The organism is Erwinia tracheiphila (assembly GCF_021365465.1).
GTDB lineage: Bacteria > Pseudomonadota > Gammaproteobacteria > Enterobacterales > Enterobacteriaceae > Erwinia > Erwinia tracheiphila.
In genome coordinates, this window is record NZ_CP089932.1 from 4,454,967 (window position 1) to 4,467,512 (window position 12,546).

A 12,546-nucleotide genomic window follows, 5' to 3' on the forward strand; every position below is an offset into this window, starting at 1 on the left:
CGCTGGCGGCGTCCGCGCAGTGCGGCGTGTGGGGCCATTTGCTCAGGGCGTTGAGCGCGGCGGCCAGTTCTTGCGGGTTGAGGGCGTTGCGCAACCCTCGCTCGTCGGCCAGACGCGAGGCCAGCGCGGTGGCAGCGTCCGCGCACTGCGGCGTGTCGGGCCATTTGCTCAGGGCGTTGAGCGCGTTGGCCACGCCTTGCGGTTCGAGGGCGTTGCGCAACACGCGATCACTGGCCAGACGCGAGGCCAGCGCGGTGGCGGCGTCCGCGCAGTGCGGCCTGTCGGGCCATTTACTCAGGGCACTCAATGTGTTTCCGAATTCTTGCGGTTTGAGGACGTTGCGCAATTTGCGATCATTGGCCAGCCTCAGGGCCAGTGCGCTGGCGGCGTCCGCGCACTGCGGCGTATGGGGCCATTTGCTCAGGGCATTGAGCGTGAGCGTGACGCACTGCCCATCCATCGCATGACGCAACCGGCTGTTGCTGGCGAGCATATCAGCAAGCAAGTACGCCATGGATTGGCAGTCCGTATTATCGGACCACTTGCTGAATGCATTAAGTACCAGGCCGATGTTCCTCGCGTCCAAAGATGGCCGGGCCTGGTGGTTACGTTGCAGGTGACGTGCCAGACGAGCCACCGCGCGTTCACACCTGCCGCTGTTGAAGTTTTTCGTGAAGGCATTCAGGAGCAGGACTGAGTGGAGGTCATCCAGTCCCGACAGATCGTCGGCCTGCCTGAGTTGTTCGGCGATCCACGCGATTGCATCCATGCACGCTTGCTGGTTAGGGTGCTTGCTCAGCTTGTTGCCCAAATGGGCCAGCTGCTTCAGCGATGCACCTCCGAACCACCCGGTCTTGTAGAGATACTGTGCCGCAACCTCCGTGCAATGATCGAGATCGCTATGCGTTAAGTCTGCGCCTGTGGCCCGCCTCGCACTGGCAATCATCCGAAGGTATTTGTCGAGCCACTGCGCATTGGTTTGCGCGTTGGCGTTCTCATCCAGGAAGGGCAGCGCCAGCCCGCAACGAATGTGATGCGCCAGCGCGTTTTTCCGTGCCATCGACACGCACAGTGCAGCGTTATGGTTCTGAGCCATTTGGTTGGGTTCACTCAGCCACTTCCGATACTGCTCTCGCTGTGTCTTCAACTGCTTTTTTGCAGCCGGATCAAGCTGATGTTCGGCCCGGCGAAGTTCAGCCACCGTCAACTCCATGCCATGCACTGGCCGCTTTGACTGCCGATACGACTCCTGCTCTTCCCGAGGCCGTTTTCTTGCTGCCCGGTCGAACTTTTGTTCGGCCAGGGGGGCCTCCCAACCATACCCTGTTCTTTGTGGCCCACTATGTGATATCGATGCACTGACGTCAGCGGGCATTCTGTCCGGGTGCGGCCCGGTACGGTGTCGGTCGGTGAGCTCATTGCGTCGGTGCGGGGGAATGGCAGACTGTTGCTGGACATCCCTGCCTCGTGCGCCTCCACTGGTTCCAGTTTGTGCATTCTTGTACAAGAGTTCACTGCGTTGCAGCACCGTCCTGGGTTCATCCTGCTCCACCCGTCGGCGTTTTGCCGGCTGCCGCTCATTGCAACGGGTGCCGGTACTGCCTGCAGGCTGCTCCCCGGTATTCCTGAGCGGGTCCTCCTCCGGGAAAGACCGGTTTGTGCTCAATGTGTTTAGATTAACGCTGGAGATTTTCATGCCTGTAATTTAGTCCATCCGACTGCAGCCGTTGTCACAATTGAATCGCACCTGGTCGTAGTTCCTGACGGTCAAGACCTCATTGGTCTGCCGCAATTCGATCTGGTGCACCGGATGTTCATACCGTCGCAGGTCCCTGAACGAGGCTCCGCTCCCCCAACAGGGCCACCTCAGTGGCGCGTGCAGTCAAGGTGACGTTTGGCCGCTTCGCGTTCGCGCTGCAGTGCTGTCTCGGCGCACTGCAGCTGTGTACTGGGCGAGCCAGACTCTTGACGGGCCTGCTGAACGGTTGGCTATTTCGCAGCGTCTATTTAAAGGTTTTCGACCGCTGACGCTGAAGTGATGCAGCCACCAAATTTTCATCAAAATGCTCGAATTGTGTGGCCTTTGGGACGGATTCGGTTCCATCCAAACGTGGGCTTTATTTGGCACAGTTGGGGCGTTGGTGCATGGATGGCTAAAGTTTTGACATCCTCCCCGCCCTGAAGGACGGGGATTCCTACAGCGTTCAGACCGGAGCCTGAATCACCCCGGCGGGTTCCTGCTTCAACGGGCGGTCTGACTGCACCATCCCTCCACAGGCAAGCACGGCATGTCCTGCCGCTAAAATGTTACGAGCACCGTTGATATCCGCATTCTCGGTATATCCGCACTCAAGGCACACAAATTTACTTTGTGACAGGCGGCTCGATTTCTCTGTATGACCGCAGCAGGCGCAACGCTGGCTGCTATAGGCCGGAGGTATCGCAAGAACCTGACCACCGCGCCAGAGTTACTTGTACTCAAGCTGCCGACGCATTTCATACCAGCCCTGATCCAATATCGAACGGTTCAGACCTGATTTGGCTTTGACATTGCGACCGTGTTGCTCTGCCGTACCTTTTGCCGACTTCGACATGTTACTGACCTTCAAATCCTCAATAACAATCATTGCGTGGTTTTTGCTGATTTCACTGGTGACTTCGTGAAGGTAGTCGCGCCGGATATTGGCAACATGCAAGTGGTGACGCCGGATTTTTTGTTTTTGTTTCTGCCCGTTGGCACTGAATTTAACTTTGCGGCTTAACTGGCGCTGGAGCATCACCAGCTTACGCTGACCTGATTTAAAACTGCTGACGGGCTGATATATCGTGCCATCAGAAAGCGTGGCGAGTTTCGTTATTCCGGCATCGAGTCCGACCATCAACTCTGCGTTGTGAACCGGATAAGCCACTTCGTATTCCGTCTGGATACTGACATACCATTTACCGCATGACTGGCTGACCGTGACGTTTTTCACTTCGCCAATGACTTCACGACTGTTGCGATAACGAATCCACCCTAACCTGGGCAACGAGATACGACTATTGGCTTTATCGAGCTTCACGCCTTGCGGGTAGCGGAATGCGTCATTTTGACCGCGTTTTTTGAAACGAGGAAATGCAGCACGCTTCTGGAAGAAATTTTTGTAGCCGCGTTCCAGCTCTTTCAGTGACTGCCGCAACGGCTGCGAGGGGGATGCTTTCAGCCATTGTGTTTCAGGGGATGCTTTCCAATCAATGAGCCATGAAGTCATTTTTGTGTAGGGAATGAATTTTCCCCCTGACTCAGGGTTCTTATTTTGAAGATCCAGTGCACGGTTAAAAACGAAGCAACAAGCCCCTGCGAAGCGCCGCATATCGCGCTCCTGCTGACCATTTGGTCTTGACTGGAATTTGAAGGCTTGAAGTCGTTTAATGGCTATCATTATACTTTGGTCTATGACAAAAGAAACTGATATTCGCCGTGGAAGACACTGTGTTTTCCTAATGCACGTTCACCTGGTGTTTGTAGCCAAATATCGTCGAAAGATATTCGATCAGGATGCCATTGAAAAGCTACGCAGCTACTTTGCCAGCGTCTGCGCTGATTTTGATGTTGAACTGGTTGAGATGGACGGAGAATGCGATCATGTGCATTTGCTAATCAACTACCCGCCAAAGCTCGCAGTATCGAATATGGTCAACAGTCTTAAAGGCGTATCCAGCAGGCTGCTTCGCCGTGACCGGCCAGATATCGCCCTACGCTATTACTACAAAGGCGTTCTGTGGACACCGGGCTACTTTGCAAGTAGTTGCGGTGGTGCGCCGATTTCGATCATCCGGCAATACATCGAACAGCAGCAAACACCAGGTTAGTCGGAAAACCGCGCCTTATATCCCCGCCCTGAAGGACGGGGATATAAGGCGCACTGGGTAATCTGACAGACACCTGTATAAATAACCGGTAACTGTCAGATCAGGTCTGAGCTAGTACATTTTTAGTCGGCTAGGAAATTATTTAGTTCCCATGACTCACGGTCAGTTAACAACCTCTTGAAATTCAGGTCAACGCTATTTTCGATTTTTACGTTATTCAATCCCGATTCGGGAGGTGTGCTTGCCATCATGACATGTGATTTATTAATGTCTGCAAAATTAAAAATTTTTTCCATGTCGTTACTTTTTAAATCTACATTTTTAAAAATCAAAAATGCAGAGTGTATATTTTTATTTTTTGTTTCGCTAAGCCACTGGAATTCCTGTTTGCAGAAATCAGAATCCAGCCACTCAGGCGTTATGAAGAATGCCATTTTTTTTGCGTGCGCAATCCCATTTTTGTACCCGACATCCCAAAACGGGTTTTGCATTTTAAATACATCTACATGTTGTAGTTTCTCAAGTTTTGTAAATTTGTTTGATTGCAGGCTGATTGAGTCGTGACGCAGACTTGCTGATCACGTATGCTTTGCGCTTTGGATGTAATATATGGCTAAAGTTGATGTCGTCTGCCCTCAGTGCAATGAAACTCATGCTGTACGATGTAACGGACATTCAGCATCCGGTGCCCAACGTTACATCTGCAAGCATTGTTCAAAGACCTTTCTGCTCAACTTTAGCTACTCCGGTGCCAAACCAGACATACACCAGACCATTGTTAATATGGCCATGAATGGTTACGGATGTCGCGATACCGCACGGGTTCTCGGTATCAGCCTCAATACGGTTCTGCGGCACGTAAAAAAATTTCCCCAAAGCAGGTAGCTGAGAATATCGACCCCGAAACGGAGGTTGTTATCTGCTGTGAAGCCGGTGAACAATGGTCTTACGTGCGGTGTAAAAGCAATCCCCGGTGGTTGTTCTATGCTTATGACCGTATCCGCAAACGTGCTCTGGCCCATGTCTTCGGCCCGAGAAATGCCCCGACCCTGCGACGATTGCTGGCCCTGTTAAGCAAATTTAACATTGCCTTTTATATGACAGATGCCTGGCCGGTTTATAAAGTTCTGTTAAGTGCAACAAGCCACGTGGTGAGCAAGAAATATACCCAACGGACAGAACGACATAATCTTAATCTTCGCACACATATCAAACGACTGACCCGCAGAACAATTTGCTTTTCGAAGTCAGAGGAAATGCATGATAAGATCATCGGTTGGTATCTTACTCTTCATCATTATCAATAAATCTGCGTCACGACCCAGATTTGAATACCCTGTTATTTAATCTTTGTCTGGCGAATGGTTGTAAAGCGAAATGTATCCGGCGTGACGAGCCCTTCTACGTTTCATTTTAATAAGGGATTGAATCTGCGCTCCCGGCCAGTAAATAAATACGTTTTTTCAGCTCCCGATTTGCTTTTATAAAGCTTTATATTTAAGTCCAAAGCAGTACGGGAATTCCGATCACGACCGCCTGACAAAAAGGAGAGATACCATCTCTTCCACTGCCAATCCCACTATATAAGTGGTGGTATTTGCGCATTCAGTTCCATCAGGAAGAGAAATAAATAGTTCTTTATATTACAAAGCGATGCGCTGTCGTACCTGAAAACAAAGATTTTTATACGCCAGCAGGGGGTTATGCTAAAAGAAATTACCATAACGGAACGGCATACTAAATAGCTGTAATAAATAGCGCTGCGCTTTAACCAAATTTTGTCGGGCAAGGGACAGACACGATTAATGGCAAGCAAGTGGTAGTGCAGAAAGACTGGTCGAAAAATGGCGGGCGTCACGGTGTCAGACGCCGCCAGTGAATGCCGTCTGCGCTGTCAGAATCGATCCTGTCATCGTCATCGGCGCGCACAGACAAAAGCCTGCGCTATTGATAACAACAGCGCAGACAATCAGAAAGGTTTAGTAACCGGCGGTTGAACCACCCATCGTTCGGGGATCGGAAGCGCCATAGCGCATTCCATCCAGCCCAATCATAATACTTTGCGTACTGCCCATCGCAGGCATGACTTTCACATGCTGACCTTTTGCTTCCAGCAGCTTTAACGTGTCCGGGCTAAAGCCTTTCTCTACCCGAAGCTGGTCTGGCAGCCACTGATGATGGAAACGGGGTGCGGCGGTTGCTTCAGCGATGTTCATCCCATAATCAATGCTGTTCAGCACCATTTGCAGCACGGTGGTAATAATCCGACTGCCACCCGGGCTGCCTGTGACCAACCAGGTTTTACCGTTTTTGGCAACAATGATCGGTGACATGGAGGAAAGCGGGCGTTTGTAAGGGTGGACGGCATTCGCTTCGCCGCCCACCAGTCCATAGACGTTTGGCGTACCCGGTTTCGCGGAGAAATCATCCATTTCATTGTTCATCAGGATGCCGCTATTACCCGCCACAATACCGCTGCCAAAGTTAGTATTCAGGGTATAGGTCACCGCTACCGCGTTGCCTTCTTTATCCACTACCGAAAAATGGGTGGTCTGATTGCTTTCATAAGGCGCAAGCTTTCCAGGTTTGATTTCAGCCGAAGGACGCGCCTTGTTGATATCAATCTGCTGCGCGAGGGATTTCGCATAGGCTTTGCTGGTTAGTGCCTGAACAGGTACTTTGACAAAGTCCGGGTCACCCAAGTATTGCGCACGATCAGCATAGGCGTACTTTTCCGCTTCCGCCACCACCTGGATGGCATCGGCGCTGCCGAAGCCCATTTTTGCCAGATCGAAGTTCTCTACAATGTTGAGGATCTGCACGATATGAATACCACCGGAGGACGGTGGCGGCATGGAATACACTTCGTAGCCGCGATAGCTGCCGCTGACCGGCTCGCGCTCCACGGCTCTATAATTAGCCATATCCGCCTTATCGATCAACCCGCCGTTAGCCGCCATCTCTTTGGCTATCTGATCCGCAATAGCACCTTTGTAAAACGCATCCGGTCCCTGCTTCGCAATCAGTTCAAGACTGCGCGCAAGATTATGCTGCACCAGCTTTTCCCCGCGTGCATAGGGTGTACCGTCCGGCTTGAAGAAAATGGCTTTGCTGTTGGCATGGTTGAACAGCACTTCTTTGCCATAAACGTTGAGATCGTCGGCTAACGCTTCATTCACCACAATGCCTTTGTCTGCCAGCCTGATTGCGGGCGCAATCAGGCTGCTCAACGGCAAGGTGCCGTATTCTTTATTCGCCAGCGCAAATCCTGCCACCGTTCCGGGCACCCCGGATGCAAGGTGCGAGGTCAATGACTTTTTGCTGTCAGCGTTACCCTGCGCATCAAGAAACATATCCCGGCTGGCACGGGTCGGCGCCATTTCGCGGAAATCAATCGAAGTGGTATGGCCGGAAGCAGTACGTATCATCATAAAGCCACCACCACCAAGGTTCCCGGCCTGGGGATGGGTGACTGCCAGTGCATAGCCCACGGCAACGGCAGCATCCACTGCGTTTCCCCCCTGCCTGAGAATCTCCACACCGACCTGCGTAGCGGTGGCATCAACCGATGCCACCATTCCATGCGGCTCCTTCATCGGATGAAAGGTATCAGCACCCAGACCGTAAGGCACAGGGGCTGCCCCCGCGGCCTGCCAGAAAAACAATCCTGCCATCAATGGCGTGGCAATTCGTACTATCTTCCCTGTCATTTTAACCTCCATGTTATGCCCTGAATCTGACTGATTACAGGCACTGGTCGTTCACTCAGAAAATGATTGCAATCGGCACCCGCAGCCTTTACGCCAGAGGCTGCGAACATGTCATTTACGTTTAGTTAATGTTTATCAGCGTGAATGAAATATAAACAAGAAAACAGATGTCAGCCAGAACAAATTCATATAACGCAAAACAAGGAGAAATTGTCCACCCGCAATCTGGTCGATCTTCTTTAAAGACAGGGACAGCCACAGGACAAATGGCAGTTGAGCACGACGTAATACAGCGCGGTAATCAGAAAAGAACAGGTCATTATGTCTTACAGTGCAACAGGACGGTCACGCCAGCCTCAACAGTGCCTGCGGATAATAAGTTTGTGTAATGGCTGCGCGTTATATCCGGGTCCTGACAAACTAACGTTAACGAACAGGCACAGCCGGAAGGTTGCAACGACTGAGCGGGAGGATTATGAGAGGATAATTATCGACTGGTGCGGCATATCCCTGAAAGTGAGCACGATTGAAAAAGTAAAAACAGGGAAACGGAATTTTAAGCGGGAAGCAGCCAAAATCTTGCAGACATGCCATACAGCTTATGTCAGCGTCATTGCGCCGGATCGATCTCTTTCCCTCCGCTGATATAAGCTGTAACGGCCATTCAGAAAGAGCAGGGATAACAACCAGTGGTCTACCGAACACCCAATGGAACAGACTAAAATAAACAGGTTAGAGCATAAGGTCATGAATTTTATATAGTAGCAAACTACTCACTTTTACTCATGATTATAGATATCAGGGGCAGTTGGATAAACTGAATGGAAGATCTCGCGTTGTTGTTGAAACCTGGCAAGCTACCCGCTTTTCGAGACTGTAATTTAAATTGTGTACCTACCTGTTTTTGATATCTTCACTCCGCTAAAGGAGACAGGCAAATTATGGACGAAAAGAAACTCAAAGCCCTCGCGGCTTAACTGGCTAAGGGACTGAAAACCGAAGCCGAACTTAACCCGTTTTCCCGTATGCTCACCAGGCTCACCGTTGAAACTGCCCTTAATGCTGAACTGACTGACCACACCGGACACGAGAAGAATGCGCCCAAAGCAGGCTCCAATACCCGCAATGGCTACTCTTCCAAAACCCTGCTCAGTGATGACGGTGAGATTGAAATTCAGACCCCACGCGACCGCGAAAGCACTTTCTAACCTCAACTGATAAAGAAAAATCAGACACGCATTACGCAGATGGACAGCCAGATTTTATCCCTCTACGCAAAAGGCATGACCACACGGGAAATCGTTGCCACCTTCAAAGAAATGTATGACGCCGACGTCTCGCCCACACTGATATCACAAGTCACCGACGCGGTTAAAGAGCAGGTCACTGCATGGCAGAATCGTCCGCCGGATGCATTGTATCCATTGTTTACCCTGACTGTATCGTGGTAAAAGCTCGTCACAGCGACAGTGTGATTAACAAGGCCGTCTTCCTTGTGCCGGGTATTAAGACGGCAGGCCAGAAAGAGCTGTTGGACATCTGGCTGGCAGAAAACGAAGGGGCAAAGTTCTGGCTCAGTGTGCTGACGGAGCTTAAGAACTGTGGGCTTCAGGACAGCCTGATTGCCTGCGTGGGCGGCCTGAAGGGCTTCCCGGATGCCATCAACCGCGTCTGTCCGCAGCCCATATCCAGCTGTGCATCATCCATATGGTGCGCAACAGCCTGAAATACATGTCGTGGAAGGATTACAAAGCCGTTACCCGCGGGCTGAAAGGGTGCATCAGGCTTCCACAGAGGAAGCGGCGCTGGATAAGTTCGCGGGTGTCCGGGACGATAAAATCAGCAAAAGCTGGCGGGCGCCCCGGGAAAACCTCAATACGTTCTTCGGTTATCCGCCTGATATCCGCAAAGCCCTCTACACCACCAATGCCATCGAATCGCTGCACAGCGTGATCCGTCAGGCGATAAAGAAACGAAAAGTATTCCCGACAGATGACCCGGTGCGAAAAGTTATTTATCTGGCGAACAGGGATGCTTCGAAAAAATGGAGTATACCGGTTCAGAACTGGCGGCTGGCGGTGAGTCGCTTTATTTGTATTAGTCGCGACTTGATCTGACACCGGACCCTGCAAGGTTGGGGGTTACCGGTTCTGATATGGGTGTCGAATCCTTATACAAAACGCGAGGTCACCCTCATGCTCCATACTCACAATCCCATCATCAAACACAAAGCCGGCCTGCTCAATCTCGCCGAATAACCCGGTAACGTCTCAACAGACTGCAAGAGCACGGGCGTGTCACGCGACACCTTCTACCGTTATCAGGAGCTGACGAAGAAGGCGGCATTGACGCGCTGGTTAACCAGAACCGCCGGGTTCCCAACCTGAAGAACCGCGCCGACGAAGCCACTGAACGCGCGGTTGTTGAATATGCCGTTGAGTTCCCGGCCCCCGGGCAGCACCGGACCAGTGATGAGCTGCGTAAAAAAGCGTGTTTACCTCCGGCAGCGGCGTGCGCGCCATCTGGCAACGACACGACCTGGAGAACTTCCGTAAACGCCTGAAGGCACCAGAGGAAAAGCTCGCCAGAGAAGCCATCGTGCTTACCGGTGCCCCAATCGCCGCGCTGGAGAAAAAGGCGCATGATGATGAGGCCAGCGGCAAAATCGAGACCGCTCACCCGGGCTATCCCGGGTCGCAGGACACCTTCTGTGCTGGCGATCTGAACGGTGTGGGCCGTATCTGCCTGCAGACGTTCGTGGATACGTACCCGAAAGTGGCGCACTGCAAGCGGTATACGAGTAAAACGCCGAACACCGCCGCCGGCCTGCTAAATGATCGCGTACTGCCGTTCTGTGAGGCTCAGGGACTGCCGATGCTGAGAAGACTGACCGACAGGGGAACGGAGTACTGTGGTAAGGTGGAGCAGCATGATTACCAGTTGTATCTGGCCATCAACGATATCGACCATACGAAAACGAAGGCGATGTCTCCGCAGACGAACGGCATCTGCGAGCGCTTCCATAAAACGATTTTGCAGGATTTTTATCAGGTTACGTTTCGCAAGAAGTGATATGGGGACCTGGAGAGCCTGCAGGCAGATCTGGACAACGGGTTGTGGCATGACAATAATGAGCGAACTCATCAGGGAAAAATGTGCTGCGGGCGAACGCCAGTGGCCACGTTACTTGATGGAAAACGGGTCTGGGCAGAAAAGGATCTGAACCGGATGTAATCTGACAGACACCTGTATAAATAACCGGTAACTGTCAGATCAGGTCTGAGCTAGTACACTTTATTATCGGGTTCAGCGACCGCCTGAGCGATCACCTTTAATATGGTGGCGGATACACAGAATTATTTACAGGGTCTAGTCAATTCTTCGTGCATATGAAATAAGTGCGCCAGAATAAGGGTTACCCGCCATCATTCCATCTTCGTCCACGTAGTCAGGCGCATCGTTCTGTAAATCGGCGTATCTGGAGTCAGTCTGAATCGTTTCATTGCGTCATGATCTTTAAGAAACTTTTTCCTTTCCGTGGGGGAAAGCTGGTAAAAAGAGATCAGGCTTTCACCACCACCGCTGCCTGAAGCCCTTGAATGCGAGGGCGTATGCCGCACTGGCGTTGACTGAGCAGAGCTATTGCGTGCTGGCGTTGAGTTGCCCGAACCATAGCGGCTCGACTGTGGACTGTAAACATAATGAGATCCGGAAGAGCCGCATACGTTACCCATTGCTTAATTCCTTATTCTGAAAGTTAAACTGTTTTTTAATACCGCTGGCTGTTTTCACTGTATTTTCGAAAATCCTCCTCATTTCAACATTATCAACTTCGATTAATGGCACTCTGGTGTGGAGGACACCGATATTTTCCTCATTGATTCCCAGCGTCAGAAAAGGTTTTCTGACGCTGAACTGATTGAGGGAAAGTAATTCTGTTAATGCCTCTTTTTTTAAATCAGGGCAGGTGCCAAGTTCAGCAAGGAAATAAACCCACCGGGTATCGTCCTGATAAACTTTGATCGAAATATTGTTTTCGAAGGTGAAGCAATACACCTCGTCATCATGCGTTTTTTCACTAAACGGCGGTACGCCGTAATCCTGAACTAAACCGTCAATCAGGCGATCAAATGCGTTTTTCATAGACTCTCTCTCCAGTTTTATCTTCAGTGTGGGTGTCTTTGTTGGCGAGTGGGTTCCAGTAAAAAATATCGCAATGGCTCACCGGGCGAGCAACACCGAAATCCGCACCAACGACGGGCAGAGAAAACGCCCGTTACTGGTTCAATAACATCGGGGAAAATCACGATTTATTACAATTGGTTAATATGCAAACTTCGGCGAATCACACGCTGCTGGCAACGGTTTGTTTCTGCCCTTTTTATCAGAGATAATTTTTAATTAAGCGCCATTTAATTAACGGCGATAGCGATGAATCTGCCTGTATTATTCTGCGACTTGACCGCCACTGATTCTTATTTGCATTTGTATAAATGAATAAAGACCGATGCGAGGAATACGTCACGCCGCAAATTCAGATAACAGGTAGATTTATCACACAGAGATTTGCATAAACTGTCTCAACTGCAGAAGGAGAACAGATGATGAAATGGTTACTTGTTTTTGCCGCACTGGCACCGTTAAGCGGCGTCGCCAATATGCTGAATAACAGTAATGACTCAGGCCAGCCGGTTTATAACCCCAGCACCCAACGGGTACAGCAGCATATGCTGAACCCGCAATCACAACAGCAGCTTAAATTGCAGCAGGATCAACAGCGCCAAAGTCAGGATCTACAACGTAAATTGCAGGAACAGCGGGACAGCGCCGCACAGCGCGTCATCAAATCGCAGCCGGGCAGCAGCAATCAGCCTCCGGTGCAGCAAAACAGTACCGCACAATAAGCAAAGCGGGGCAATGCGCCCTTTTTCATCACCGTCCACGGAAGGACGATACCCTAAATAACGGTTCCGAATACCGCTCA

8 protein-coding genes and 3 pseudogenes are annotated in these 12,546 nt (G+C 51.0%); 5 read left to right on the plus strand and 6 right to left on the minus strand.

Features of this window, described 5'->3' with window-relative positions:
• Positions 1 to 1,203: 1,203 nt before the first annotated feature.
• Together LU633_RS22985 and LU633_RS22990 are read right to left on the minus strand one after the other, a co-directional pair.
• Positions 1,204 to 1,497 carry a hypothetical protein gene (locus LU633_RS22985; protein ID WP_040465870.1) on the minus strand — a complete coding sequence of 98 codons (294 nt, stop codon included), beginning with the start codon at positions 1,495 to 1,497 and terminating at the stop codon, positions 1,204 to 1,206.
• Positions 1,498 to 2,204: 707 nt separating this feature from the next.
• A pseudogene (locus tag LU633_RS22990) lies at positions 2,205 to 3,413 on the minus strand (RNA-guided endonuclease InsQ/TnpB family protein).
• A 22-nt stretch (positions 3,414 to 3,435) separates the two neighbouring features.
• Between LU633_RS22990 and tnpA the strand changes: the two are divergent.
• Positions 3,436 to 3,852, plus strand: coding sequence for an IS200/IS605 family transposase (gene tnpA / locus LU633_RS22995; protein WP_016192838.1), 417 nt, complete (start codon positions 3,436 to 3,438; stop codon positions 3,850 to 3,852).
• A gap of 122 nt (positions 3,853 to 3,974) precedes the next feature.
• Here tnpA and LU633_RS23000 read toward each other — a convergent pair whose 3' ends face one another.
• On the minus strand, positions 3,975 to 4,343 hold the full coding sequence (locus LU633_RS23000) for a hypothetical protein (protein ID WP_200896936.1): 369 nt from the start codon (positions 4,341 to 4,343) through the stop codon (positions 3,975 to 3,977).
• A gap of 118 nt (positions 4,344 to 4,461) precedes the next feature.
• On the opposite strand from LU633_RS23000, the gene LU633_RS23005 reads away from it, so the two are divergent.
• A protein-coding gene (locus tag LU633_RS23005; RefSeq protein WP_233481959.1) for an IS1 family transposase occupies positions 4,462 to 5,159 on the plus strand; the annotation gives its coding sequence in 2 pieces (ribosomal slippage) (positions 4,462 to 4,711 and positions 4,711 to 5,159; 699 coding nt in all).
• Between the two features lie 672 nt (positions 5,160 to 5,831).
• On the opposite strand, the gene ggt is transcribed toward LU633_RS23005, so the two are convergent.
• Positions 5,832 to 7,526, minus strand: a complete 1,695-nt coding sequence (gene ggt / locus LU633_RS23010; protein ID WP_046372095.1) for a gamma-glutamyltransferase — start codon at positions 7,524 to 7,526, stop codon at positions 5,832 to 5,834.
• Between the two features lie 1,013 nt (positions 7,527 to 8,539).
• Here ggt and LU633_RS25855 point away from each other — a divergent pair.
• Together LU633_RS25855 and LU633_RS23025 are read left to right on the plus strand one after the other, a co-directional pair.
• Positions 8,540 to 9,679: pseudogene (locus LU633_RS25855) on the plus strand (IS256 family transposase).
• Positions 9,680 to 9,757: 78 nt separating this feature from the next.
• Positions 9,758 to 10,796, plus strand: a pseudogene (locus tag LU633_RS23025) (helix-turn-helix domain-containing protein).
• Positions 10,797 to 10,987: 191 nt separating this feature from the next.
• Here the strand turns inward: LU633_RS23025 and LU633_RS23030 are convergent.
• Both LU633_RS23030 and LU633_RS23035 read right to left on the minus strand, forming a co-directional pair.
• Complete coding sequence (locus tag LU633_RS23030) at positions 10,988 to 11,296, minus strand: type III effector HopF2 (RefSeq protein ID WP_016192235.1); 309 nt, start codon at positions 11,294 to 11,296, stop codon at positions 10,988 to 10,990.
• A complete protein-coding gene (locus LU633_RS23035; RefSeq protein ID WP_016192236.1) occupies positions 11,289 to 11,705 on the minus strand; it encodes a CesT family type III secretion system chaperone in 417 nt (138 codons plus the stop codon). The genes LU633_RS23030 and LU633_RS23035 overlap by 8 nt, the downstream gene beginning before the upstream one ends.
• A gap of 458 nt (positions 11,706 to 12,163) precedes the next feature.
• Between LU633_RS23035 and LU633_RS23040 the strand changes: the two genes are divergently transcribed.
• Entirely contained in the window at positions 12,164 to 12,466 is a 303-nt protein-coding gene (locus LU633_RS23040; protein WP_040465767.1) for a DUF2756 domain-containing protein, read from the plus strand.
• Positions 12,467 to 12,546: the final 80 nt, after the last annotated feature.